Genomic DNA, 25,492 nt, shown 5'->3' on the forward strand with positions numbered 1-25,492 from the left:
CTATCTATCGCCCATCATCACTTCCCCAACCACCAGGTTTTCCACATCCCTGGCCCCTGCGCCCTGGCATTTCTCCATAACGCGCGCGATCAACCCCTCATCCATAGTTAACCGCTCCCCCGTCGCCACTAAATACCGCTGCGCTAATTTCTCCAGCTTCGCCAGCACAATGCCCTGCAATATTTCTTCATCTAAAGCGCGATAGGCCACCGTGGTCATTCGCGCTAAAAACGCCGGACGAAAATGACGTAACAGCGCCTCTCGCAATTCTTCGTTAAACCGCTCGCTATTTAATTCAGAAACTGGCGTCTCCAGAATCAGTTCCGCCCCGATATTGCTGGTCGCCAGCATCACTGTATTTTTAAAATCAACAATCAGCCCGGTGCCGTCTTCCATTAGCCCTTTGTCGAAAACGTTATAGAACGCCTCCAGCACATCCGGATGCGCCTTTTCGATCTCATCCAACAGCACCACCGAATAGGGGCGACGGCGCACGGCTTCGGTTAATGCCCCACCGCTGCCGTAGCCGACGTAACCCGGCGGTGCGCCTTTGAGCTGGCTGACGGTGTGTGCTTCCTGATACTCGGAAAGATTAATGGTGATGAGGTTACGTTCACCGCCGTACAGGGCGTCGGCCAGCGCATACGCGGTTTCGGTTTTGCCGACGCCGGTTGGCCCCACCAGCAGGAACACGCCGACCGGCTTCTGCGGGTCGGTCAGGCCGCTGCGATACGCGCGCAAGCGCTGAACGATGGTTTCCAGCGCCGCCTGTTGCCCCATCACCCGTTCACTCATCCGCTCGACCAGCGTACGCAGGGCGTGGGCTTCATCGGTCAGCATCTGCCCGAGCGGGATCCCCGTCCAGCCGCTAATCACGGCGGCGACGGTGGCGGCATCCACGCAATCGGCCACCAGTGGCACTTCCTCGCGCAGCTGTGCGGCAGCGGTTTCCAGCTTGCCAATCAGCGCCGCGCATTCCACCAGTTGCTGCTCCAGTTCTTCATCATCTTCATCGAGCCGTTCGCTCAGATTCAGCATCCGCTGACGGGCGGCGAGCAGTTCGCCGACCCGCTGGCGCTCATCCTGCCAGCGCCCTTCCACTTCCCGCGCCTGAATCTGGAGTTTCTCCGCCTGCACCGCCAGCTCGCACAGCCGGTCGTGATGATCGACACCCACCAGCAGTTCGCGATTCAGCCGCAATCCCTCTTCATCGATCGCCGCCCGTTGCTGGCGGATCTCTTCGAGCGCGGGCGGCACATCATGCTGCGCCAGCGCCACGCGCGCGCAGGCAGTGTCGAGCACGCTGATGGCTTTGTCCGGCAGTTGTCGTCCGGAGATGTAGCGCTGCGACAGGCGCACCGCTTCGCGGATCGCACTGTCGAGGATCTGTACGCCATGATGCGCTTCCAGCTTATCGGCGACCGCCCGCAGCATCACCACCGCGCGATGCTCGTCCGGTTCTTCAATCTGGATACGCTGAAAGCGCCGGTCCAGCGCCGGATCCTTCTCGAAATATTTTTTGTACTCCTGCCAGGTCGTCGCCGCGATAGTGCGCAACTCCCCTCTCGCCAGTGCCGGTTTCAGCAGGTTGGCGGCGTCGCTGCCGCCCTCTGTACCGCCCGCGCCAATCAGCGTGTGGGCTTCGTCGATAAACAAAATGATCGGCTGCGGGGATTTTTTGACCGCATCGATCACCCCTTTCAGCCGCTGCTCAAATTCGCCCTTTACGCCCGCGCCGGCCTGTAGCAAGCCAAGATCGAGCGCCAGTAGCGCCACGTCGCGCAGCGGCGGCGGCACGTTGCCTTCAGCGATGCGTCGCGCCAACCCCTCGGCAACGGCGGTTTTCCCCACGCCTGGCGCGCCGACCAAAATCGGGTTGTTCTGCCGACGACGCAGCAGAATGTCGATACACTGGCGGATCTCGTTGTCACGACCGATGATCGGGTCGATCCGTCCCTCGCGCGCATCGCGGGTCAGGTCGTGGGTAAACTGATCCAGTACGCCGCTGTCATGGTCTGGGCGATCGTCAGACTGCGGCGCATTTTGTTCCTCCACGGAAAGTCGACACCAGTTCCGCCACTGGTTTTCCAGCGTCATGGCCTGGATGCCGAGCAACAACGGCATCCCCTGCGCCAGTTGGCTACGCAGTCGTTCGCGGGTCAATAATGCCAGCAGCAATAACGCCGAACGCACCTGCGTAAGACGTTGGAAGGTCGCCAGCAGAATCGCCCCTTCCAGCAGTTCCACTAACTGGACGGAAAAGACCGGCATGCGCGTACAGCCGGTTTTAAACTGCGCCTGCGTGCGCTGAATCTCTTCACGCAGCCTGTCCGCAGGGATCGCCGCTTCGCTAAGGCAACAGGCCAGATCGCCCTGTTCCTCATCCAGCAGAGCCAGCAGCAGATGTTCCGGCTCAACAAACCAGTGTCCCTGCGCCCGGCTCCGCTCAGCCGCCTGCTCCAGCGCGCGAAAGCAATTCGGGTTCAGTCGCTGTACCAACGCTTTTAAATCCATGTTCATCCTCCCTGAAAAACAGACGACAGCAACACGGCGGCGCTTTGCGCCCCTGTAGCTGTGCGGTACGCCCCAGGCGCGGAGGCCGCGCGCGGGACAGATGCGTGTCGAGCGTCAACGTCCCACGCATCACCAGTTCCAGTGAAATCGCGGCGCCAAACCAGAGGCGTCCGGCCAGGCTCAGCGTGGTGAAGCCTTCGCCACCGGGTAAAAATGAGCGCCACTGCGCGGCATTGCTGGCGATCAAATGGATCCGGATGCCCGCGTGTTGATGCCAGGCATGGCGGCCTGCCACGCTGTTGCGCCCCAGCCGACAGCCGGTGCGGCTCTGCGCGTCGGCGGGCAGCGCCTGCCAGCGCCCCACAAACTCCTCCACCGACACGGTGATGTTCATCATCGCCGCCGCCAGTGCAACAAATCCTGCGCCACTGCGCCTGCGGTTTGCCAACAGACCACTTTGGATCAGCGATAACGGCACCTGCGCCGGACGCGCCCTGGTCAAAAAACCAGACAGCGCCTGTATGAGCTCGCCCCCTGCCGCCTGCTCTCGTCGGGCATACGGCGTCGCCAGCCGATATACGCTCCGGCTCCGGCAGTCGTGTTCAATCATCCGCTGCTCAAACAGGTTGAGGAAATCCTGTGCCGCCTGCGGCAACGCCTCCAGTCCGTCGTAGGGTAAAACGCCGTCCGCGCCGCCCAGACCGAGGCTTCGCACCTGTACGCGCGCCCCCTGTAAACGGCCAATCTCCGCCGGGGCAAAGGTCAGCCCCAGCTCACCGCGAAGTTCAGGCGACACGCCGCTCAGTTCGAGCAACCGGACGCATTGTTCCAGCGAAAAGCGCCAGGGTTCGCGCCGTAGCTGCGCTATCACACTATCGGCAGGGTGGGATCGGTATCGCGCCATAGCGGGATCTCCTCGCTGTCATCCTGCAACACGGTATGCACAAAGCAATTCGCCGTAGCGTTACGCGCCAGAAAACGGGCGATAATCGCGGCAAAAAGCAGGCGACTGCTGGCGGTGAACGCCTGAGGATCCAGCGTCAGCGTGACCCGAATGCCGTTACGCCAGCCACGCCACGCATCGCGGCCAGAATGCTCGCTGACCCGCTCACAGCGCATCGCACGGATGCCGTCGATCTGCTGCCAGACCGCCGCCGATTCTCCCGAAGAGGCATACAAAGAGAGCATCTCTTTCAGTGACGCCAGTGACTCCTCGCTTTCGGTCAGCGACACATGATTGAGCACCAGTGAGGAAACCAACTTCCAGCGTGCGTTCCGCTGCCTTACGGACTGACCCGGATTCGTCGGCGTGCCCAACAAACACACCTGCGCTATCGGCCCCGGAAACTCAAAGGCCAGCGGGGTTCCTGCCGCCAGCGACGGCGCGCGCTCACCGTTGGTGCACAGAAGCGTTGCCGTCAGCGTGGACGATTCATCGGCGGCAAAGGGATCAAAACGACTGTCCACCAGCGTCAGCCAGAGATCGTTCTCCTGACGATAATGTCGCCGCGCATGCCAGAACCAGCGGGCATCAGCATGCTGCTGCGCGCCGTAATAGGCCGGCACCGGCCAGGCGTCATCACGTCGGCTCATCCACAGTTGCACAACGCGGTAGATTTGCATCTCTTTGTCGTAGAGATCGGCAACCAGCCGGTATTCGCTGTGTGTGTGCCCGACGGGCAGCGGTTCCGAGGTTCGCGTAAACAGATTCACCACCGGTACGCAGTCGAGACGCACATCGTCCCGCGTCAGATGCAGCGCCATGTCCGGAGCGCGACGAAAAGGAATGCAGAGCGTTATCGTGTCGCCGTCCTGATCCTGCGGGATCGGCAAATCGAAATACATCAGCGCCTGCGGGCAGTGCATCCAGGCGCTCAACGCCAGCCCGCTGGACTCAACGCCCGGCTCGCTCGCCAGCAGGTGTTCCGCATTTTCGAGCCCTACGGGTTGTGGGCGCTCTGGGCCTATCGAGTGGGCATAGAGCAGGTCGAAAAGCGCGGCGTTAATCTGCGAAGCCCCCGCAAGGTAAATGCGCAGCGTGCGCATCGCCAACGTGGAAAACTGCCAGGGCGATAAACAACGAAGGCGAATCGACAATGCGCCCCGCGCCTGGCTTAACCCGCACGCCTGACGAGCCGCGCTCGCGTCGAGCCAGGTGAGGTCATCGATCACGACCGGCCACAGCGTATGCTGCAATGCAGTGCGCCACCAGACCGTTTCGCCCTCTGCCGTCAGTGCGTACAGCGGCGTACCGGCGGGCAGCGTGTAGCCCTGGGTCAGATCGCCCGCCAGCGGATCGGGCGTAAAGCGGGCGGTGGCAAATGAGGGATAGGGTCGCAGCAGATGCGGGGTGAGCAGTTCCAGAAGCGATTCGCTCAGTTCGCTAAACCCCTCGTCCAGTCGCTGGTTCAGGCGCGCGCTTTGCAGCGCGAACCCTTCCAGCAGCCGTTCAACGTGCGGGTCAGGACAGTCAAATTCGCTTAACCGCAGGCGGGCGGCGATCTTCGGATGCTGGCGGGAAAATTCACCGCTGGCGGCACGCAACCACCGGAGTTCCTGCAAAAAATCCTCCAGCAACCTGTCGTCCATCGTTCTCTCCTGTTGGCGTTACCACCAACGACCATTTCGATATGCCAGGTCCAGCGCCAGCAGCGCATCGTCATCCCTCAGTTGCGCTTCGAGATGAAGTGCCAGCGTGGTGTGGCGCGCCTCTTTGACACTCACCGTCAACGCTTTAATACGGGGTTCAAGATGCAAAATCGTGCGTCTGAGCTGGCGACAAAACCAGTCGAGCACCCGATCATCATCCGCATGGATGCCGTGCCATTCGGGCACGCCCCAGGCGAGCAGCGCGGGGAGTGACGCGGCGTCTTTCGGCGCACGGCTGTTGAACAACCTGCGCAGTTCCCGGTAGACCGACTCGCGAGGTGAGAGAGTCTCATCCGCCAGCCTGTCGAGTAGTGCAACCGGTATGGAGGCGCTCATCATCAGCTCCCTTTCTTATTCATCGTCATATCCCAGACCGAAGAGCTGGTTCCCTGCTGAGTCCCCTCCGATTTCTGCGCGGTAATTTCCCATTTGATTTTGGTGAAATTCAGCGACATCGTTTCGACCGGTTTTCCGCCGGACCCGCCGCTTACGCTCAGGTGAGAAATGATGACATTGGTCAGGGTGTAGACGATAAAAGGCAGCATTTTGCCGTCATCATTGCGGCACAGCGTCAGCTTTGCTTCTTTGATCATTTTGCCGCTACAGCAGTATTCGTTGAGCACCGGGGTGGCGAGATCGACAAACTTGGTCAGCGACATCTCCCCTACGTGCGCGCGCCCGGAGGTGCGCTCGGTGTTGCTGACATCGTTGGTCACCTGCATCGCCACGTTGTGGCTGAAGGACATGATCTCAATCTGATCGGTAAAGCCATCAGCCTGACTTTCACCCTTGATATCGTCCAGTTTTAAAAAAATAGCATCCATGATTTATCTCCTTTTAATCAGGCAACTGCCGGTGGCGGCAGCTCAGCAACCAGACGAATTGAAGTGGTCAACTCTTCCAGTTGGAAATGTGGGCGCAGAAAAACGACGGCCCGATAAACACCCGGCTTACCGGGAACGTCACTGACGTCAACCCGCGCTTCGCGTAGCGGGTAACGGGCTTTGATCTCCTGCGGCGCGCTGTCGCGCAGCAGAACGTAGTCGGCAATCCAGTTATTGAGATAGCTTTCCACCTCGTCGCGGCTCATAAAACTGCCGACTTTGTCGCGCATAATGACCTTGAGATAGTGAGCGAAGCGGGAGGCGGCAAGGATGTAAGGCAGCATCGCGGAAATGCGCGCGTTGGCGTTAGCTTCCGGCGTGTTGTAGATCCTCGCCTGATTCGTGGTTTGCCCGCCAAAAAAAGCGCCCGTGTTGCTGTTCTTCTTGTGGCACAGGGCAACAAACCCCAGATCGTTCAGCTCTTTCTCCCGGCGATCGGTAATGGCAATCTCCGTTGGGCAGCGCAAACTGATATCACCGGAAGGCGTGCTGAAGGTATGCGCCGGAAGATCTTCCACCAGCCCGCCGCCTTCCGCACCGCGAATCGCCGCGCACCAGCCGTACAACGCAAAGGCATCGGTGATTCGGTTTGCCAGCTTCCACGCCGCGTTGCCCCACAGGTACTTACTGGCATCCAGACCGTTGACGTCCTCAACAAAGTTGACCCCTTCCACGGGTACGGTATCCGGGCCATAGGGCAAGCGCTGCAATACATGGGGTAACACCAGCGTCACATAGCGGGACTCATCGCTTTCACGAAATGCCCGCCATTTGATCAGCTCAGCACTTTCGAAGATCTTCGCCAGATCGCGCGGCACGCCCAGCTCAGCAAACGATCCCATATCAAACAGACGTGGACTGGCCGCAGCAATAAAGGGAGCATGCGCCGCCGCCGCGACCTGCGAAATTTTCTCCAGCAGCGCCACGTCCTGCGGATGGCGACCAAATTCATAATCGCCGACCAGCACGCTATACGGGTTGCCGCCAAAGGTGCCGTATTCATCTTCATACAGCTTTTTGAACAACGTGCTTTGATCGAACTCCACCGCTTTTTCGAGGTCGTTTTGCAGCTCTTTACGCGAGACATTGAGCAGGCGCAGCTTGAGTCGGGAACTGGTCTCGGTGTTCATCACAAACTGATGAAGCCCGCGCCAGGACGCCTCCAGCCGCTGCATGTCCGGATGATGTAGCACCTCATTAAGCTGAGCGCTGATGAGCGCGTCAATTTGTGCGATACGATGGTTGATCATGGCGACCGTGTCGCTTTCCACCGCCATGCCTTCATCAAGGATCTGCGTCGCCAGTTCTTCCAGCATGTCGCGGGCGTAGGTCTGCTGCAGTTCATCGCGCGCCATGCGCCCTTCCTGAATGATGCGATCCAATACGCTCAGCGTGACCGTTTGCCCGCCCGTTTCAGCCTGTTCCTGAACCGTTTCCATTGTTCGTTCCTCTTCGGTTACGCGTTTTCTGCCGGTTTGTCTTCCGTTATTGGCCGTAACGCCTGAAGTTCAGCGTTGTCATTGACCACCTGCTGGAGCAGAGCATCCAGATCGTCGTTACCATCCAGTTTGGTCAGCAGATCGCGCAGGCGCTGGCGAGCCAGAAACAGACGCTGAAGGGGTTTCACTTGATCAATAATGTTAAGCGGAGAGAAATCGTCGATGGTTTTGAAATGAAGCTCGATGTTGAATTTGCTGTCATCATTCGCCAGCCGATTTTCCACCTGGAGCGCCAGGCGAGGTGCGATCGACGCGAGCACATCATCAAAGTTATCACGATCGATATCGACAAACCGCCGGTCACGTAGCTTTTCAGGCGGAGAGGCTGGCTGGCCGGATAAATCGGCTAAAATACCGACAACAAGAGGCAATTCCTTTTTTTCTATTGCTCCACCCGTTTCCACGTCATAGGTAATTTGTACCCGTGGAGGTCTAATTCGACTGAGTTTATGTTGAATACTCTCTGCCATAACTTGTCCTTTTTCACAATAAGAATCCCTGGTGCAACCTTGCGTGCACCTTTATTTGAAAACGTTATTTCAGAAAATCAATCGCCATTATAAAAAACACAATGGAAAATAAATATCAACCAATTTTTGTTTTCAGGATAGGAATCTTCCTAGTTGATCAATATCACATATATCGAATAATAACGTTATTATTCAACACCATATAAAAAAGTAGATGATGGGGTGAATATTCCATATGGTATATTCACTCTACGGGCATACTCTATTTTCACCTGTTTATTTAATGATTAACGCCGAATAATGATTTAAATCAACTAAACAAACCTCACCATTAATTATTTTCTTAAGGAGGATATAAAAGGAATTTATATGACTAACGGCAGAAGCCATTTGGCCAGAATAATATTTATTACTTGTTTAGCATTACTTAATAATGGCTGTTCATTCTGGTCAAATCAGGTGGAATTAAAGACGGTGGTCATTGATACCGTCGCGGACGCTAATGATAACACCCCTGTCGCCGTGGATATTGTCGCCATTGCCGATGCCTCGCTTGTGCCTGTGGTACAGACGCTGTCGGCAACGCAGTGGTTTAACGCCAGAGCGCAACTGCAGCGCGACTACCCTGGCGGTTTACAGGTGTGGTCTCTGGAGCTGGTTCCCGGCTCCCGCTTTATCGCTGATGACAATCCGCTGAGCGGTGTCCCGGCAGAAGCCACGCTGCTGTTCGCCCGCTATCGCAGCGAAGGCGAGCACCGCCTGCGACTGGACAATATCACCGCCCTGCATCTGCGACTGATGACGGACGAGGCGGTACTGGCTCCTGAACAAGGAAAGTAATATGACGACAATTCCGGCAATGGTCTGCTGGTATGAAGGGATGGCGATGCTGCCGCAGCATTTCCAGTTACAGTCGCTGCGCCATGACGCCCTCGCCGCCGCGCTTGCAGGTCATGCTAACCCGTGGTTCTGGGGTGTAACCCATCTGGAGGTTGACGATGCCGCGCTTTGCGCCGGCACTCTGCGACTCTTACGCCTGACGGCGATCATGCCCGATGGCTTACCCATTGACTACGATGTCCAACGCGATCCGCCGCTGGAATTTGACTGCGCTCGCCTGCTTCCGGCCGCCGCTGACAGCGAACACACGCTCTGGCTGGCGCTACCGTCGGCAAACCGCGGTGGTCAGTGGCAGCCGTTTACCACGCGCTTTCGTTCCGTCACCAGCGCGCCGCTGCCCGATTTAACCAGCGGAGAGTTTCCCGAATCCATTGCCAGCTGGCGGCCCGCACCGCGTCTGGTCAGTCGGGATGAACGCGCCGATCTCCTCTGCCTGCCGCTGATTCAGGTGGTCTACACCGAAGGGGGATTTCGCCGCAACGACTGGTTTCCCCCGTCGCCGCAGGTGATTGAGGGCAGCACGCTCTGCCGACAGACTCGTGAGCTTTGTTTGCTGGCCAGAGAAAAGATCCTGTTTCTCAGCCGTGAAGCGCAACTTGCCAGGCAGAACGACAAGACTCACAACTGGCTCTGGCTGACGCTTTGCCTGCAAAGTATTCAGGGCGTGCTACCGCTGCTGGAATGTCTGGTAAACAGCGGGAAGCCCCATCCGGCGGATCTGTTTCGCGCGCTGTGTTTGTTCTGCGGTCAGACCGCTATCCTGACGCCGGATAAACCCTTACCCTGGCTACCCGGTTTCGACTACGAAAATATGCAGCCCGGATTTACCGCGCTGTTTACGCTGCTGCGCACGCAACTGGCACATATCCACCGCCGCCGACTGCGGCTGAATTTTACTGCCGGGGAAGACGACTTCTCCCTGGCGCTGCCTGACGGGATACGCGCGGGCGAGCAGGTAGTGATAGGTATCCTGATGCCTGACGGCAGCCCGCTGTCGGCGGCTGACTGGTTACAGGCGTCGCTGATTGCCTGCCAGCCGTTTCTGCCGATCTTACGCCGCCAGCGCATGCACGGCATGTCCGTCGCACCGCTTGCGGCACAACAGCGAACGGAGTGGGAAACCGACAGCACCATCGCACTGTTTACCCTCACACTCACCACGCAATGGTTTGAACACGACGCCCCGCTGGTCATTGCCCCACTGCATGAGACCAGCGTCAGGCCTGAGCGGATCATGCTCTATCGGCAGGAGGCGCAACATCATGCCGATGGCGACTGACATGCCCGCAAGCCGTCTGTTTGATACGGTTTTTACCCGCTGGCTGGCGCAATTTGAACGCTGGAAAACCAGCACGCTGGCACCGGAAATACTGTATCAACAGGCGTTCGACTGGAGTAATCAGGCCGTCGCGGACTACGCGCAGCGCCTGAACCGGGAGTTAGGCAGCCCGTTTCAGGCGCAGATCGATGCCGCCGTGTATGCACTGGTCGCGCTGATTGATGAAACCGTACTCTACACGCCATGGCCTGCGCACCTTCAGTGGCAGGCGTGTCCGCTGGAATATCACCTCTGGCAAACGCATCGTGCGGGGGATGAAATTCCACAACGCATTCAGCGCCTGCTCAGTGAACGTCAACCGGGCCAGCGCGATGTCGCCGCACTCTATTTACGCTGCCTGACGCTGGGCTTTGGCGCCAACCGCGACGCGTTCAATGAAACGGCGCATCAGGAGACCTGCCGGTTACTGTGGCATTTTGCTTTTCAGCAGGCCCCCCAGGACGATGACATTGCCGCACGCCTGAATGCCGACTCGCTGGGGACGCCGCTGCAACTGCCTCCCCGCCGCCGTCTTCCCGATCACTCCCGACTGCATCTGGTCGCGCTGATCGTGCTGCTGGCGCTGTTATTGCTGAGCCAACATCTGTGGCTGGGCCTCGAAGAGGCCATTGGCGTGAATACGCTACCGACCTTTTCCGCAACGCAGCTTTGCGCGGAGGAGACGCCATGATGCAGCCGTGGCTGTCGCTTGCGATCGTTGTGCTGGTACTGCTGGCGATCACGCTCTGGTGCGTCTGGTGGCAATGGCAATATCGCAACGACACCTTTATCCGCGCGCAAAAGGAGATCCAGCGCGCCAATGGCGGACAGGATCCTTACGACAGCACCCGGATCCTGATGCTGGGTAACGAGGAGGACAACCGTCTGCTGTGCCGCACCTGGTCATTAACCGACGGTACAGAGTCCTGGTTCGGGCAGTGGTGGTTTGATGCGCAGTGCAGCCTGCTGTGCGTGTCACATTCACTGCAAACCACGGAGAAAAAACGGCTTATCCGACAGAACGACTGGCAAAAGATGGTGGCGGCACTGGTGAAAAGTCGCCCTCAGCGCCCGCTGGATGCGCTGATCCTGACGCTTCCGCTCGCGGATTTACAGGAGGATGCATACGCTTATCTGTCAGAACGCTGCCAGCAGATCCAACAGGTGTGCGGCCTCAGCCTGCCTGTTTATCTGTTAATCAGCGGTATGGAGGCGCAGGATGGCGTGCGGACGCTGCTGCGCCAGCTCCCGCCCCAGGCTCAGGGAAGCGCCATCGGGAGTGCGATTTCGTGTCCCCGGGAGGCCGTCTGGAAACCGCAGTGGATTGACGATGCGCTGGAGAACACCCGCTTCTCACTACGCCAGGCGATCACTGAACTCGGCGCGCTCAGTGGCAGCACGCCAGCATCGCTGTTTCGCCTGCCGGAGTTTTTTCCGTCGCTGGCACCGGCGCTGCACGCCGGTTTCGACAAGCTTCTGAGCAGCAATGCCCGCGATGAACCGCCGCTACTGCGTGGGATCTGGTTTGTCGCACATCACATGGTGGGCGAAAAGCCGCAAATGGCGTTCTGCCAGTCTCTTCTGCACGACAAAATCATCGCGGAACGGGGGCTGGCGCTGCCGGTGCGCCGCCTGCTACGGCTTAATCTGCGTCGTCATTTTATTGTCCTCGCGGGATACAGCGCGCTGTGCATCGTCTGGCTGGTCGTGATGCTCTGGCGCTGGCCGTCTCAGCATGCCAACGCACTGTTGCTGCATAACCAGTTGCAGAGCCTCGCGACGCAAATTGCCCCCAGCGATACCCCAGGTGAACGTGCTGCCGCGCGATACTGGCGGATGGTGAATGACGTCCCGCAGTGGCATTTCCGCTCGCTCATCTGGCCGGGATCGCTGTTCAGCCGGACTGACAGCAAACTGAGCGAGACCTTTCATAACGTCACGCTGAGCAGCCTGCTGGCACCGGCGATGAACAACATCTGTCTGCAACATCAGAGCGCGACGCGCGGCGATGGCCTGCGCGAGCGGGACGATCTGCTGGCGGAAGATCGTTACCGGCAGATCCTGTATTTACTCGAGCAGACGAAACAGATGGAGACCCGCTATCTGCCGTTGCTGCAACTGACACAGGTCAAACGCCCCACGGTGCAGACGCTGGCCGAAGTCTCTTCCACCGTCTGGGGGAGCAACGTGGAAGTGGCTGCCCTGCCCGCCACGTCTGAGCTTAATGAGATGCTCGCCACACTCCCCGTTAGCCAGATGAACCTGCCCGATGCCAGCGAACTGACCCAGCGCAACAGCGAACAGTTTACCCGCGAGACCCGGCGCTGGCTGGCGCAAATCTACGATAACGCCAGTCTGGAGACCTATGCCGGGCAGCTTGACGAACTGCTGCTGACCTTCAGCAGTGACGAGGAGATCAACGCGGATGTCGTGCGCCTGCTGATGCGGCAGATCAGTCGGCTGCAAAACGCCCTGACCACGCTCAATAGTCTCAGTCAGGACGCGGCGCACTCCCCTGCGCGGATTGCCCTGGACACCTTGCTGACTCAGGCGCAGGCGCTGCGCCTGCTCGACCGGACGACCATTCACGATCTGCTCAACGATGAGAAACAACTCCGTCAGCGGTTGATGCTCCAGATTGACCGCTCCCCACTGCATTTTTCCACGCTGACCGCGCAATCCACAGAGGGCGAGTTTCATGTCTCCCCCGACATTCTGGCGCTGCAAAAAAGTTTACGCGATCTGCTGAATCAACCGTTCTGGCAGCGAGGCGCGGGGCTGCCGCTTCCTCAGAGCCCCGGCTATCCTGGTGATCCGCAGCTTCAGCAGGCTGCAACGCTGTTTGCCGGCTATCAACGCTATAGCGAACAGCTCCCTGACAGCCTCTGGCGCCCCCGGCTCAATGAACTGGCGCAGAATGCCGTCGAACGCGCCATTCGTCAGACGCTCTATCGCGGCGTCCCCACCACTGCACCGGCGCGAGAGCTCGACACCGGGAACGCCGATCGCGTCATCGCGGCGCTGACGCAGATCAATCGCCCGGCCCTCGCCAGCGCGTTGCGCCAGCAGGTTGCCGCACAGATCATTGCGCGGGTAAACGATGAAGGCGGCGCACGCCTGCCCGACATCCGCCCGCCGTCGGTCAGCGCTGCGACACCGGAGCAGGCGCAAGCGAGCGGACAGCAGGTGATGGGCTGGGCCGCCGCCCAGACGGAGCAGATTTCCGCAACGCTCACCCGCTACCAGCAACCGATAGAATGGCTCAGCACGCAGCGTCCGTGGCTGAGCGCCGCGCAAAATCAGCAAATCGCCCGCTGGGTCAGTTCGCAGGAGACATTAATGCGTCTGCAACAGCAGGATCCCACCAGCGCACCGGCACAACTGCAAACCCTTGCCGCAACGTTACCCACATTAACCGCCCAAAATTGTCAGAGCGAACTGGCCTCGTTTCGTGCAGCGGGTCAGCAGGATTTTTACAGCGCCTCGCTGAACGCGTTGCTCAGCGCCTCGGTGCAAAATTGTCAGCAGCTACGCCAGCAGGGCAGCGTCGGTGTGGTGCAGAACATCTTCACGTTGTATAACAACTGGCTTGCCGGGCGTTTCCCTTTCACGGCGCGGCCCCATGCCCCGGATGCGGATGTGGATCGGGTTCGCGAACTGGCGTCGCTGCTGGCGAAACTGCCGCCGGAAACGCTCGCAGACCAACCCGCGCTGATTCGCCAGCTAGCCGCCGCACAGCCGTTGCTTTCCGCGCTGGTCTCGCCAGACGGCGTGGTGGTACGGGTGAACTGGCGGATGCAGCGCAATCAGGAAGCCGGTGCGGATCAAATTGTCGACTGGCAGTTAAGCGGGAATCAGCAGACCCTGACCTGGCCCGGTGGCGACAGCGCCGATCTGCACTGGCGCAGCGGCGATAACCTGACGTTCAGCCTGCGCTGGGCGGCAAATTCCGCGTGGCGTCCCGTGCAGGATGCCGCTGTCGTCGGCCTGAGCGTGGCGGGTGGCACCGCGCGCTGGCGCTGGCAAGGGGCATGGGCGCTGCTGCGCATGACAGACCAGCAGCGTGTCGGCGGCGCACTGGCGCAGCCTGTGCCGCTTCGTTTTTCACTGCCGGTGAGCGACGGACAACAGCGCTCGCGTACAACCGTCAATATCCAGTTTGCGTTACTGAATGCGCAAGACAATGCACCGCTGCCCTGGGTCATCCTGACTGAACAGGGATTTTCGGGAGAACATCAATGGAACAGATAGACGCGTTACTCATTCCCATTAGTCCGGACAGCCCTTGTGGGGAGTCCATCCGCTATTCGCCCGAGTTCGATCAACTGGTCAGCGCGCGCCAGGAGGACGATGAGTCATTGCCCACTGGCGTCTGGCAAAGCGCCCCCCGACGCGCCGACTGGGAGGACGTCGCCAGACTGGCCAGCCATCTGACCACCACGCGAAGTAAAGATCTGGTGGTAATGGCCTGGCTTGGTGATGCCTGGATCCGCTTGCACGGACTGTCGGCCTTGCCGCGCGCGCTGGCGCTGCTGACGTTGGCGCTGGAACATTACCCGGGAGAGTTGCATCCGCAGATTAGAGACGGGGATTATGATTATCGCGCCGCCCCGCTCAGTTGGGTGGCGCAGCATTATGCCGCGCTGGTTGCCGATACCCCACTGTTCGAGGTCAACGGCGAACGCATTACGCTCAACCAGTGGCAGCAGGGTCATCATCCCAGCCCACCGTTCAGCGAGGCCAGCCGCCCTGTTGCCGAGGCGCTGGCGACCAGTCTGCAATGGCTGCAGCGCCTGAACGCAGTCTGCCAGCACTGGCCGGATGCGTCCGCGCCCTCTTTTCACGTACTGGAACAACGAATCAAAACTTGCCAACAGGCGCTGGGCAACGCACCACCTGAAAACACGCAGATGGCGGCCGTCAATGAACCGCCGACGGTATCGTCCCCCGTCACTTTCGCCAGCCGCGAGGAGGCCTATCGGATGCTTCGCCAGGTTGCCAGCTATCTGCAACGCACGGAACCACACAGCCCGGTACCTTATCTGCTTGAGCGCGCCTGGGCCTGGGGACACACGCCTTTACCTGAGTTACTTCAGGAATTAATCAGCGGTGATGAATCCGCCCGCCGACTCTGGCGGCAACTGGGGGTGCTACCATGAGTTGTCCCGCCGTTTGTACCGGAGCCCTGATGCAGTGCTCGTTCGGCATTGCGCCCTCGACGCTGAACGTCCTGCCTGTCAACCGTACGCTGGTCAATAGCCTGCCGATGGCAAACATTATGGATAACCGACCGTTCGTCAACATTCTGCCCTTTGGCATGTGCAGCAGTATAGCGAATCCCACGGTGGCGGCGGCCACCGCCGCGGCGCTGGGCGTGCTTACCCCCATGCCGTGTATTCCCGCGACCGTTGCGCCGTGGGCGCCCGGTTCGCCAACGGTCATGGCCGGCAACGCCCCGGCACTGAATGCGCAGTCCAGACTTATGTGCGCCTGGGGCGGAGTGATTCAAATTAGTTTTCCGGGACAGATGACGACGGTGGTGAGTTAAACACGCGGACGGCGAAGTGCGGGTTAGCCCATGTGCTTACCCGCACTTCATCACGCCGGTTACCGGTAGTTGACCTTCATATTTTTCGACAAGGGTTCAATGACCGTGGAGACCAGAATAAAACACAGAACACAGAACCCGGTCATCGCCATGAACACCGCATCCCAGTTGTAAGCATCCAGAATAATGCCCACAATCAGCGGCATACACATTCCGCCTAGCTGTCCGCCCATGTTGATCACGCTATAAGCGATCGGGTAAATGTCTTTATTCGCCCGTCCCATCGCGTAGACCGAGTAAGCCGAATAGCCCAGCGACAGCATCAGCCCCAACAGGAACAGCATCAGCGACAGAACGATTTTGCTTTCCGGCGCATAAACCAGCGAGTACATGGTGAAAATCGTCGCCCCGGCACTGAGCAACATCAGCGGTTTACGACGCTTGTTCAGTACCCGGTCAGAAAGAACGCCGCCAATAAAGTTGCCCATTACCGTCCCGAGGAACGGGGCCGCTGCCAGTGCAGCAGAACTCGTCAGATCGAATCCGCGCTCGGTGATCAGATACTTGGGCAGCCAGGACATCAGCACGCTGACGATCCCCACCATCGAGAAGTACCCCAGCGCGACGCCGTAAATATCCCAGCAGCGGAAGACCTGCTTCGAACAGGACAGTTCTTCCACCTGTTTTGTGCGAATCAGCTTGTCGAGCCAGCAATAATTGAACTCTGGCGCGACCGGTGCAGCGGTTTCCTGGGTCGTCGCCGGAAGCTGTTCTTCGCGGATATAAGCGACTTCTTGCTCATTAACGAAGCGGCTTTCTTCCGGCTTATTGCGAACCATCAGATACCAGAAGATCGCCAGCAGCATGCCAGGAATAGCGAAGAAGACAAAGATATAACGCCATCCCCAGACGGTGATTATCCATGCGCACAGCGGTGGAACAATCAGCGGACCAAACTTGGATCCCGCCAGAAACAGCCCGGTCGCCGTCCCTTTCTCCTTCGACGGGAACCACTGGTTAATGGTCACCGTCGAGCCAATGACCACCGGCGACTCACAGACGCCCACCATAAAACGCAGGATCTTCAGCAGGAAAATGTTATTCACCACCCCCATCAACCCCGTGAACACGGAGGTTAATAACATCCCCATCGCAAAAGCATTACGCATCCCGAATTTCTTAATTAAATACCCGGCTGGGATCTGAAAAAATGCATATCCGGCAAAGAACAGGCTGATTAACAACCCGGCCATGGTATTCGATATTTGAAACTCTTCCTGTATAAACGGAATAGCAAAGCCGATATTCGCGCGGTCGGCGTTTGCCACGGTGTAGGTAACAAAGATAAAACTCATGACCCACCATCTGTAATGGGTCATCTTCGGTTTCCCGATATTATTATTCATCATGTTTGTTTCCGTTTCAGAGGTCAGATTTTTTCGCTGCAAAAATCAAATTCACTGTAGGTTCGGGCACGCGAAAGACTGCTCAACAATGTCGGCTCGATCGTGCTGCGGATAAGGTTTGCGATATCCAGCAGGTCAGGCAGGGAAATACCGGTATCGAGCCCCATTCGGTTAAACATATTCACCGCATCTTCGGTGGCAGCATTGCCGGCGGCGCCTGGCGCGAAAGGACACCCGCCCAGTCCACCGACGGCGGTCTCAAAGCGCGTGATGCCTGACTGGACGCCAGCAAACATGCAGGCCAGCGCCATGCCGTGGGTGTTATGCAAATGCAAACCAATGTCCATTTTGGGGAATTTCTGCTGGATCCCGCGCAGGACGGACAACGTCTGGGTCGGGTTGGCGACGCCGATGGTATCGCACAGGGTGATCGCCGAAATCCCGAGGTCATCCGCAAATTTGATCATATCCATCAACGTTTCACGGCTCGTCTCGCCAATGAACGGGCAGCCAAATACCGTCGCCAGCGACAGCGTGATGGTCATGTCCGTAAAGGTGTGGCGAATGTTATAGAGATCCTCCAGCGATTCGGCATGCGTGCGGTTAATATTGGCCTTGTTATGCGCCGGGCTGACCGACACGACATAGTTAATATTTTTAATGCCCGCCTCACTGGCAAGATTGGCTCCCTTTACGTTCGGTACTAACACGGAGGGAATAATATGTGGATGCGCGGTCAGAACATGCTGAATAACCTCACGGGCATCACGCATTTGTGGGATCGCTTTCGGGCTGACCATCGAGGTGATTTCCATTGCCCCAATACCCGCCTCGACCAGACGATCGATAATTTTTATTTTTAAATCGGTGGGGATAAACGTTTTGATATTCTGAAAGCCGTCTCTCGGTCCCACTTCCGTAATCTGGATAAATGTCGACATGGTGAAATCCCTTACAGAATGCCTGAACGAATGAGCTGCTCAATTTTTTCATCTGAATAGTTCAGACGTTCTTTAAGCACTTCGTAATTGTGTTGACCGAGCGTGGGCGCAGGCATTCTGATGGTTGCCTTGTTATGCGTGAATTTAACCTGATTGCCGGTCATGGTAATTTTCCCGGCGACGGGGTGCTCAATATCGACAAACATTTCGCGGGCACCGGCAATATGCGGATCCTGCGTCACGCGGTCGATGGTATTGATCGGTGCAGAAGGGATCCCGGCATCCAACAGCAACGTCACGATGGTGTCGATATCTAAATCGCGGGTCCAGCATTCGATTATTTCTTTCAGTTCGGCGTGGTGGGCGACACGGTCGAGGTTGGATTTAAATTTCTCATCCTCCAGTGCGCTGATTTGCAAGACGTGTTTCAGCAGACCGTATAATTTGTCGTTACCGCAGGCAATAATGACGTAGCCATCACGCGCCTGGAAAGAGTCATACGGATAAATCGCTTCATAGCGGTTACCAATACGCGTCGGAATACGTCCGGTATTAAGGTAAATAATGTTGATAATTTCCAGTGACGACACCATCGAGTCAACCAGCGCAATATCCACTTTTTCACCGACGCCGGTTTTCAGGCGATTAACGTAAGCGGCAAGTACGCCGATGGCGCAGCTCATTCCGCCAACCACATCGGCAATGGCTGTCCCGGTGCGGGTGGGCGGCGTATCAGGCCAACCGGTGGTGCTCATCAGTCCACTCATGGCCTGGCCGATAATGTCGTAGCCCGCGCGTTTCGAATACGGTCCGGTATGACCAAAGCCGGAAACCGCGCCGTAAATAATTGCCGGATTCACCTTGCGTAAATCCTCATAGCCGAGTCCCAGCTTTTCCATCACGCCCGGACGATAATTTTCCAGCACCACATCGCTGTCGCGGACTAAATCGAGGAATATCTGCCGACCTTCTTCCGATTTAAGATTCAGCGTCATCCCGCGCTTATTGCGGTTTAAATTCATGAAATAGGCACTTTCGCCATTAATCTGCGGCGCGTTGGCCCGTGAATCATCCCCTTTTCCCGGTAATTCGATTTTAATGACATCTGCGCCGAAATCCGCCAGCATCATCCCGCAATAGGGGCCAGCCAGTACCCGGGTTAAATCCAGAACGCGAACCCCGCTTAATACACCAGACTGTTTACTCATTCTTTCCCTCACTTTTTATTGGACAGTGCAACAAGGCTTCTCGCCTGTAGCCTGTGCAATCCAATATGCGTGCCAGAAATGAATGAAACAGAAACTAACATCATAACCAGATGATATTAATGATCTTATTAAACGTTGTTATTTATCTGATAGAGGAAGAAACGCCTTTCAATTTTGAAATCTATAACAGTTGTGATATTGATTTGTGATAGCCACAAATTTTATATGGTGATTTATGTCACATAAAACATTACCCAATCTGGCCCTGATTACCCCCTATCCGGCACTGGCCGCCGTGGTGACTGAACAATGCGCCGGTATTTTTAATTGCCATGTCTTTCACGGCAGTCTGGAAAAAGCGGCGGGGATCGCCCGCAATCTCGATCCTGATTTTTATGACATCATTATCAGTCGTGGCGGTACGGCGGACTATATCGATCGCGTGACTAAAATTCCCGTGGTGCGTATTCTCACCTCCGCGCTGGATTTACTTAAATCACTCACGCCACTGAAAAAACATCCGCATAAAATCGCCTTTTTTAATTATCAGAACTATTTATCGGACGTAAATCTGGTGGCGACGGCGCTGGAAGTGGAGATTGAAGAATTTATCTTTCTATCGCACGCCGATATGGTCGATAAACTCAAAAAATGCCGCGCGAGAAATTTCCAGACCGTCGCGGGAGGATTACCGGTCTCAGACACGGCGGAGCACTATGCGATGCAGGGGATCCTGATCGAAAATGGTCTGGAATCGGTGAATAGCGCCCTGCGCGAAGCGATGGCTATCGTTGAAACGACCCACCGCAAGCAGCAGGATATGGCACGACTGGAGATTATCCTCTCCTCGATTACGGAAGGGATCATCGTCACCAATGAAAATAACGAGATTCAGATCTTCAATAAATCCGCAGAAAACATATTTGGCCTGATGGCCACGCAGGTAATTGGTAAACCGGTGGATACCGTCATCAAAAATACGCGGATTAATCAGGTACTGCTGACAAAATCTGCCGAAATTCGGGAGATTATGGATCTGGACAACACCTCGATCATTACCAGTCGGGTGCCGATATTTCGTGGCACGCAGTGTATCGGGGTAGTGTGTTCGTTTACCGATACGCCGCAAATTCAAAAAGTGGAACGAATTATTCGCGGCAAGCTGATGAAAAAAGGCTTCACCGCCCGTTACCGGTTTGAGCATATTCTCACGCAAAATAAACACATGGAGTCGGTGATTCATCTGGCAAAAATTTATGCCAATACCCACTCCCCGGTGATGATTTATGGAGAATCCGGCACCGGCAAAGAGTTATTCGCGCAAAGTATTCATAACCAGAGTAAACGCCACCGGGGCCCTTTTGTCGCCATTAACTGCGCCGCCATCCCGGAAACCCTGCTGGAAAGCGAACTGTTTGGTTATGAAGGCGGCTCCTTTACCGGTGCACGGCGCGAAGGAAAAGAAGGTCTGATCGAACTGGCGCACCAGGGAACCTTATTTCTCGATGAAATTGGCGAACTGCCGCTGCCCATTCAGAGCCGTTTATTACGCGTCTTACAGGAATACGAAATCATGCGCGTGGGGGGAAAGGACATTATCCCTGTCGATGTGCGGATTATTGGCGCTACCAACCGCTCGCTGGAGAAAATGGCGGAAGAAGGCTCGTTTCGCGGCGACCTCTATTACCGTCTGAATGTCTTACCGCTAATGGTGCCTCCGCTGCGGGAACGAGAGGGCGACGTCCGTTTTCTGGCTGATCACTTCCTCGAAAAATCGGGCTGTGGGCATAAGCTGGCGCAATTCATCGCCCTGTTTTCCACCTACAACTGGCCGGGAAACGTGCGTGAACTGAATTTTATTATTGAACGACTGGCGCTGTTATCCGCCGGATTCCCCGACGCTTCGCTGTTTGAAATATTAAATCTGACCGGCTTTAACGCGCTTAAATCCTTCAACTCGTCATCGGCGACCGGGACGATCGTCGCGGATCTGAGTAAGGGACAACTGAAAGCCGTAATTAAAGATCTTGAGCGACAGATTATTGCGTTCTACATGGATCTTTTTGAACAGGATCAGGAGAAAGTCGCCACCCATCTGGGGATCAGCAAAATGAGTTTATGGCGCAAGTATAATCAGAACGTTCTCGATGCGGGGGAGTAATGATATGTTCCAGGATAATTTCTGAAGCATCGGGCAACCCTGCACTTCTTCGGCCAAAAACGTGCATTACGCAAGCGTGTCCGGCATTGCTTTTCCCCAACGAAAATAGTACGGTCACACAAGAAAAATTCTCCGTGGACGATGAAAAATTATGCCAATAATTCAGTCTGTTGAACGTGCTTTGCAGATCCTCGACCTGTTTAATGAACAGGCGACGGAACTCAAAATCACCGAGATAAGCAAACTGATGGGATTGAGCAAAAGTACCCTCCACTCGCTTCTCAAGACGCTTCAGCTGCATGGCTATATCGATCAGAATCCGGAAAACGGGAAATACCGCCTGGGAATGAAACTGGTCGAGCGTGGCCACTTTGTTGTTGGCACGATGGATATTCGCCAGAAGGCGAAAAGCTGGTTGACCCGCCTGTCGCAGGAAACGGGACAGACCACGCATCTGGGCATTCTCGATGGCAGCGAAGGCGTCTACATAGAGAAAATTGAAGGCAAGCAGGCTGCCATCGCCTATTCGCGCATTGGTCGCCGTTTGCCTGTTCACGCCACGGCCATCGGCAAGGTATTGCTCGCCTGGCTGGATGATGAAGAACTTGCCGCAGTGTTAGAGGGGTATCAGTTCAACGGCTTTACCCCCGCCACCATTACCGATCGCGCCTCGCTGCTTGCCGCGCTGAAAGAAACCCGTCACAACCGGTATGCACTGGATAACGAAGAGAATGAGCCAGGCGTACGCTGCGTCGCGGTACCGGTCTGGAATCATGAATCGCGGGTTATCGCGGCTCTGAGCCTCTCAACCCTCACCTCTCGCGTTAGCGACAATGAGCTGGCAACCTGCCGTCAGAAACTGATGGATGCCGGGCTGGGGCTGTCGATAACGCTGGGCTACCGTCAACCCTAGACCGGCGTTCCGCTAGGCTTTTGGTTGATAAGAGAACGTGTCGAAATCGGCGTAGCAGCCGTCGCCGCTGATATCCTCACAGTGCAAACCGACAAATGCCCCGGTAAAGAAGCCTCTGCCGCCAATATAGTCATCCGAAAGTTTCCACGCCTCAAACGTTAACGGAATGGTCTGCCAGTGGTCACCATCGAATGAATAGCTATAGCGGTATTCCAGATTGTCCACATCCACGCGCAGCCAGACGTTTTCCGCATTCTCCGGCACCAGAATCGGATTATCGTAAAGATGCCAGTGCGCCACGTTGTGGTCGAGTTGAATAATCTTCAGCGTCCGCCCGCGCCCCTCTTCCCAGTCCATAAAACAGTATGTCCAGTTTTTACTGTTGTAATAACAGGTTAGCCCCGCGCTTTGTTGGAAGTAGTGAGGGGAAAAAGCCATCTGCGTTTCAGCACGGAAACAGAAATGCTGCCAGCGGCGGGCGACCGTTGACTGGGTAAAGGTGGAATTCAGTGAATCGTTGCCGTACAGACGTAAAAATCCGGGTCTGGCGGTAAGCGATCCAAGCTGGTCATCAAATGGGATACGCAGGGTCTGCAATTCCGGGTCGAGCCTTTCACTGTCAAAATCCGTCCGCCACGCCCCCGTTCCGGCGGCAGCCTGCTCCGCCATCCGCGGCCCCGGTACCGTCAGCGCCGCATGTTTGCCCCCTTCAACATAAGGCCAGCCGTCACGCCACTCGATACGCGCAATCCCAGTCTCACGACCGAGCGGACAGTATCCCCGCCCACCCGCCGCTAATCGCGGGATACCCGGAAGATGCAGCGGGCGGCTGGTCAGGTATGCCAGATACCATTCGCCGGTATGGATTTCCAGTAGTGAACCATGACCACTCTTCTGTAACGGATTTTCCGGCAGATGCCAACTGGTCATCATCGTCACATCAGGATGCAGCTCGTAGGGCCCCTCAATATTTTTCGCCCGCAATACCACTACGGCATGTTCGTAGCTGGTACCGCCTTCCGCTACCACCAGATAGTAGTAGCCCTCGCGACGATAAATATGCGCCCCTTCGGTATAACCCAACGGAGTACCAGTAAAGAGCGTTGAACGGTGCGGCGAAAGGGTTTGTGTGTCAGCGAAAAACTCTTGCAGCACAATGGTGTTATGGGGATTACTGTGATGGCGTGGCCCCCACGGACGATAGATGTAATACTTTCTGCCATCCGCGTCATGGAAGAGTGAAGGGTCAAACCCGCCGTTACCCATTGGAACGGGAGCGCTCCACGGCCCTTCAACAGACGGCGCGGTGACCAGGAAGTTGCGGCCATTTTTCCATGGCGAATCAACGATTTTAACGTCGGTATATAGCAGCCAGAATTTGCCATCGGCATAGCTCAGGCAAGGTGCCCAGATGCCGCCAGAGTCCGGGTTGCCTTTCATATCCAGTAGCGCCACGCTGTCGAGCGGCGTGCTGACCAGAGACCAGTTTTTCAGGTCGCGAGAATGATAAATACGCACGCCGGGAAACCATTCAAAGGTTGAGGTGGCGATATAGTAATCCTCCCCCACGCGGCACATAGACGGGTCCGGGTTGAAGCCGGTCAGGATCGGGTTTTCAATCTGATACATGGTTCTCTCCTCAGTTCACCGCTACAGCGGCATCGGCAGGATTTTTCTCAGGCTGCACGGCGCGCTGACGTTGCAGTTGCTGGCTGATCTCTTCCACACGCTTGCTGCTCAGTTTGTAGAACGAAAGCAGCGTAAACATACCGACGTAAAGCACGACCGGTACGATGCAGAAAAGGATTTTGATGGTCGTCAGGACGTTATCTGGCTGCACGGCGTTGCCTGCCGAGTAGCTGGAGAAGGCAAGGATCCAGCCCACCAGCGCGCCGCCAATGGCCAGACCGATTTTCAGGCTGAAGAGATAGGTCGAGAATACCAGGCCATCAAGGCGACGCCCGCTTCGGCTCTCTTCGTAATCCACCACATCAGAGGCCATCAACCATTGCAGTGGGGTGGTGGTGTTAAAGACAAACAGGAACAAAATATTCAGCGCAAATATCAGCGCGATATTGTCCGATGGAATAAAGAAAATACTCAGGCTGATCAGTGAGTAAATGCCGATAATCCACTTAAACGACGTGACGCGGTCAAAGCGACCGAGCAGACGAGACGAACAGAGGGAGCCAAACATGGTCGCCAGGCTGCCATAGAGCAGAAACTGCGTTGCCAGTTCAGGATGGTCCATTACGTATTTGACAAAATAGAGCGTTGCGCCACCGCGAACGACGTTCGAACCGGTTGCCATCATTTTAAAGACGCACATAATTCGCCACTGGCTATTGCCCATCAGCAATTTAAGGTCTTTCTTAACAGAGGATTCAGGTTGAATCTCGAACGTATAACGTTCTTTGGTCGTAAAGAAGCACACAAACAGCAGTATTACGCCGCAAATACCTAGTACACACATCGCGCCAAAATAGCCGACCTGTTCATCACCCTTGCCGATAATTTTCACCAACGGTAAAGCAATGCCGCTAATGGCTAATGAACCGGCAGCGGCAAGGAAAAAACGCCACGACTGTAAAGCATGACGCTCTTTTGGATCAGCGGTAATGGCGCCGGGCATCGCACAATAAGGGACATTAACGAAGGTATAAACCAGCGTCAGTAAAATATAGGTGACAGAAGCATAAATAATTTTACCCTGAGCGGAGAAATCAGGCGTATAAAACGTCAATACACAGACGATGCCAAACGGGATCGCCCCCCACAACAGATAGGGACGAAACTGGCCGTAGCGGGTACGCGTTCGGTCGACCATTAACCCCATTAATGGATCGGTTATCGCATCCAGCACGCGCGAAATCAGGAATAATGTGCCCATCACGCCTGCCGACAGGCCAAAAACATCCGTATAGAAATAGGCCAGTAAAAACATCGTGGCCTGCCAGACAAAGCCACAGGCGGTGTCCCCTAGTCCATAACCAATTTTATCTTTCATTGTTAACTGCATTTCTACCTCCAGATCATATGAGAGAAATACGTTCCGAATGACCGGGACCTACAAAATTAAAT

Annotated in this window: 20 protein-coding genes; 8 read left to right on the top strand and 12 right to left on the bottom strand. The window is 56.4% G+C overall.

Annotation, left to right across the window (positions count from 1 at the left end):
* The 7 genes from tssH to tssB are packed head-to-tail and all read right to left on the bottom strand — an operon-like array spanning position 1 to position 8,016.
* Positions 1 to 2,514, bottom strand: coding sequence for a type VI secretion system ATPase TssH (gene tssH / locus F384_RS16405; RefSeq protein ID WP_046487190.1), 2,514 nt, complete (start codon positions 2,512 to 2,514; stop codon positions 1 to 3).
* Complete coding sequence (locus F384_RS16410; protein WP_080949964.1) at positions 2,447 to 3,418, bottom strand: type VI secretion system baseplate subunit TssG; 972 nt, start codon at positions 3,416 to 3,418, stop codon at positions 2,447 to 2,449. Before F384_RS16410 ends, tssH begins: the two co-directional genes overlap by 68 nt.
* A complete protein-coding gene (gene tssF, locus F384_RS16415) occupies positions 3,382 to 5,103 on the bottom strand; it encodes a type VI secretion system baseplate subunit TssF (protein ID WP_046487193.1) in 1,722 nt (573 codons plus the stop codon). Before tssF ends, F384_RS16410 begins: the two co-directional genes overlap by 37 nt.
* Before the next feature lie 18 nt (positions 5,104 to 5,121).
* Positions 5,122 to 5,502, bottom strand: a complete 381-nt coding sequence (gene tssE / locus F384_RS16420) for a type VI secretion system baseplate subunit TssE (protein WP_046487196.1) — start codon at positions 5,500 to 5,502, stop codon at positions 5,122 to 5,124.
* On the bottom strand, positions 5,502 to 5,987 hold the full coding sequence (locus F384_RS16425; RefSeq protein ID WP_046487199.1) for an Hcp family type VI secretion system effector: 486 nt from the start codon (positions 5,985 to 5,987) through the stop codon (positions 5,502 to 5,504). The genes tssE and F384_RS16425 overlap by 1 nt, the downstream gene beginning before the upstream one ends.
* A gap of 17 nt (positions 5,988 to 6,004) precedes the next feature.
* Complete coding sequence (gene tssC / locus F384_RS16430) at positions 6,005 to 7,486, bottom strand: type VI secretion system contractile sheath large subunit (protein WP_046487201.1); 1,482 nt, start codon at positions 7,484 to 7,486, stop codon at positions 6,005 to 6,007.
* Positions 7,487 to 7,503: 17 nt separating this feature from the next.
* Positions 7,504 to 8,016, bottom strand: coding sequence for a type VI secretion system contractile sheath small subunit (gene tssB / locus F384_RS16435; RefSeq protein ID WP_046487203.1), 513 nt, complete (start codon positions 8,014 to 8,016; stop codon positions 7,504 to 7,506).
* Positions 8,017 to 8,475: 459 nt separating this feature from the next.
* Between tssB and F384_RS16440 the strand changes: the two genes are divergently transcribed.
* Genes F384_RS16440 through F384_RS16465 form a run of 6 tightly spaced genes read left to right on the top strand, consistent with a single transcriptional unit; the run spans position 8,476 to position 15,782 of the window.
* Positions 8,476 to 8,856, top strand: a complete 381-nt coding sequence (locus tag F384_RS16440) for a T6SS protein Cts2N (protein ID WP_226991601.1) — start codon at positions 8,476 to 8,478, stop codon at positions 8,854 to 8,856.
* A 1-nt stretch (position 8,857) separates the two neighbouring features.
* Positions 8,858 to 10,195: a type VI secretion system baseplate subunit TssK gene (tssK, locus tag F384_RS16445; RefSeq protein ID WP_046487205.1), complete on the top strand. Its 1,338-nt coding sequence runs from the start codon at positions 8,858 to 8,860 to the stop codon at positions 10,193 to 10,195.
* Positions 10,179 to 10,925 (top strand): DotU family type IV/VI secretion system protein, encoded by a 747-nt coding sequence (locus F384_RS16450; RefSeq protein ID WP_046487208.1) that lies wholly within the window; start codon positions 10,179 to 10,181, stop codon positions 10,923 to 10,925. The genes tssK and F384_RS16450 overlap by 17 nt, the downstream gene beginning before the upstream one ends.
* On the top strand, positions 10,922 to 14,485 hold the full coding sequence (locus tag F384_RS16455) for a type VI secretion protein IcmF/TssM N-terminal domain-containing protein (RefSeq protein WP_046487213.1): 3,564 nt from the start codon (positions 10,922 to 10,924) through the stop codon (positions 14,483 to 14,485). Before F384_RS16450 ends, F384_RS16455 begins: the two co-directional genes overlap by 4 nt.
* The gene (gene tssA, locus F384_RS16460) at positions 14,473 to 15,393 is read left to right on the top strand and encodes a type VI secretion system protein TssA (RefSeq protein ID WP_046487218.1); all 921 of its coding nucleotides are present in this window, start codon (positions 14,473 to 14,475) and stop codon (positions 15,391 to 15,393) included. The genes F384_RS16455 and tssA overlap by 13 nt, the downstream gene beginning before the upstream one ends.
* Complete coding sequence (locus F384_RS16465; protein ID WP_046487223.1) at positions 15,390 to 15,782, top strand: DUF4280 domain-containing protein; 393 nt, start codon at positions 15,390 to 15,392, stop codon at positions 15,780 to 15,782. The genes tssA and F384_RS16465 overlap by 4 nt, the downstream gene beginning before the upstream one ends.
* A gap of 59 nt (positions 15,783 to 15,841) precedes the next feature.
* Here F384_RS16465 and F384_RS16470 read toward each other — a convergent pair whose 3' ends face one another.
* From F384_RS16470 to F384_RS16480, 3 genes are read right to left on the bottom strand one after another with little or no spacing between them, the layout of a single operon-like run.
* Positions 15,842 to 17,191 carry an MFS transporter gene (locus F384_RS16470; protein ID WP_046487227.1) on the bottom strand — a complete coding sequence of 450 codons (1,350 nt, stop codon included), beginning with the start codon at positions 17,189 to 17,191 and terminating at the stop codon, positions 15,842 to 15,844.
* A gap of 20 nt (positions 17,192 to 17,211) precedes the next feature.
* Positions 17,212 to 18,129: a hydroxymethylglutaryl-CoA lyase gene (locus F384_RS16475; RefSeq protein ID WP_046487233.1), complete on the bottom strand. Its 918-nt coding sequence runs from the start codon at positions 18,127 to 18,129 to the stop codon at positions 17,212 to 17,214.
* An 11-nt stretch (positions 18,130 to 18,140) separates the two neighbouring features.
* Positions 18,141 to 19,337, bottom strand: a complete 1,197-nt coding sequence (locus tag F384_RS16480) for a CaiB/BaiF CoA transferase family protein (protein ID WP_046487238.1) — start codon at positions 19,335 to 19,337, stop codon at positions 18,141 to 18,143.
* A gap of 235 nt (positions 19,338 to 19,572) precedes the next feature.
* Between F384_RS16480 and F384_RS16485 the strand changes: the two genes are divergently transcribed.
* Both F384_RS16485 and F384_RS16490 read left to right on the top strand, forming a co-directional pair.
* Complete coding sequence (locus F384_RS16485; protein WP_046487242.1) at positions 19,573 to 21,498, top strand: sigma-54-dependent Fis family transcriptional regulator; 1,926 nt, start codon at positions 19,573 to 19,575, stop codon at positions 21,496 to 21,498.
* Between the two features lie 151 nt (positions 21,499 to 21,649).
* Complete coding sequence (locus F384_RS16490) at positions 21,650 to 22,411, top strand: IclR family transcriptional regulator (protein ID WP_046487244.1); 762 nt, start codon at positions 21,650 to 21,652, stop codon at positions 22,409 to 22,411.
* Between the two features lie 12 nt (positions 22,412 to 22,423).
* Here the strand turns inward: F384_RS16490 and F384_RS16495 are convergent, their stop codons facing one another.
* Entirely contained in the window at positions 22,424 to 24,040 is a 1,617-nt protein-coding gene (locus F384_RS16495) for a glycoside hydrolase family 43 protein (protein WP_046487247.1), read from the bottom strand.
* Between the two features lie 10 nt (positions 24,041 to 24,050).
* On the bottom strand, positions 24,051 to 25,430 hold the full coding sequence (locus F384_RS16500; RefSeq protein WP_046487250.1) for a glycoside-pentoside-hexuronide (GPH):cation symporter: 1,380 nt from the start codon (positions 25,428 to 25,430) through the stop codon (positions 24,051 to 24,053).
* Positions 25,431 to 25,492 lie beyond the last annotated feature (62 nt).

Origin of the sequence: Citrobacter amalonaticus Y19 (assembly GCF_000981805.1) — a bacterium.
Lineage (GTDB): Bacteria > Pseudomonadota > Gammaproteobacteria > Enterobacterales > Enterobacteriaceae > Citrobacter_A > Citrobacter_A amalonaticus_C.

Bases quoted from the DNA above. Each gene is read 5' to 3' on its own strand.
- tssH (WP_046487190.1), bottom strand. From the start codon at position 2,514: ATGGATTTAAAAGCGTTGGTACAGCGACTGAACCCGAATTGCTTTCGC.
- F384_RS16410 (WP_080949964.1), bottom strand. From the start codon at position 3,418: ATGGCGCGATACCGATCCCACCCTGCCGATAGTGTGATAGCGCAGCTA.
- tssF (WP_046487193.1), bottom strand. From the start codon at position 5,103: ATGGACGACAGGTTGCTGGAGGATTTTTTGCAGGAACTCCGGTGGTTG.
- tssE (WP_046487196.1), bottom strand. From the start codon at position 5,502: ATGATGAGCGCCTCCATACCGGTTGCACTACTCGACAGGCTGGCGGAT.
- F384_RS16425 (WP_046487199.1), bottom strand. From the start codon at position 5,987: ATGGATGCTATTTTTTTAAAACTGGACGATATCAAGGGTGAAAGTCAG.
- tssC (WP_046487201.1), bottom strand. From the start codon at position 7,486: ATGGAAACGGTTCAGGAACAGGCTGAAACGGGCGGGCAAACGGTCACG.
- tssB (WP_046487203.1), bottom strand. From the start codon at position 8,016: ATGGCAGAGAGTATTCAACATAAACTCAGTCGAATTAGACCTCCACGG.
- tssK (WP_046487205.1), top strand. From the start codon at position 8,858: ATGACGACAATTCCGGCAATGGTCTGCTGGTATGAAGGGATGGCGATG.
- F384_RS16450 (WP_046487208.1), top strand. From the start codon at position 10,179: ATGCCGATGGCGACTGACATGCCCGCAAGCCGTCTGTTTGATACGGTT.
- F384_RS16455 (WP_046487213.1), top strand. From the start codon at position 10,922: ATGATGCAGCCGTGGCTGTCGCTTGCGATCGTTGTGCTGGTACTGCTG.
- tssA (WP_046487218.1), top strand. From the start codon at position 14,473: ATGGAACAGATAGACGCGTTACTCATTCCCATTAGTCCGGACAGCCCT.
- F384_RS16465 (WP_046487223.1), top strand. From the start codon at position 15,390: ATGAGTTGTCCCGCCGTTTGTACCGGAGCCCTGATGCAGTGCTCGTTC.
- F384_RS16470 (WP_046487227.1), bottom strand. From the start codon at position 17,191: ATGATGAATAATAATATCGGGAAACCGAAGATGACCCATTACAGATGG.
- F384_RS16475 (WP_046487233.1), bottom strand. From the start codon at position 18,129: ATGTCGACATTTATCCAGATTACGGAAGTGGGACCGAGAGACGGCTTT.
- F384_RS16480 (WP_046487238.1), bottom strand. From the start codon at position 19,337: ATGAGTAAACAGTCTGGTGTATTAAGCGGGGTTCGCGTTCTGGATTTA.
- F384_RS16485 (WP_046487242.1), top strand. From the start codon at position 19,573: ATGTCACATAAAACATTACCCAATCTGGCCCTGATTACCCCCTATCCG.
- F384_RS16490 (WP_046487244.1), top strand. From the start codon at position 21,650: ATGCCAATAATTCAGTCTGTTGAACGTGCTTTGCAGATCCTCGACCTG.
- F384_RS16495 (WP_046487247.1), bottom strand. From the start codon at position 24,040: ATGTATCAGATTGAAAACCCGATCCTGACCGGCTTCAACCCGGACCCG.
- F384_RS16500 (WP_046487250.1), bottom strand. From the start codon at position 25,430: ATGCAGTTAACAATGAAAGATAAAATTGGTTATGGACTAGGGGACACC.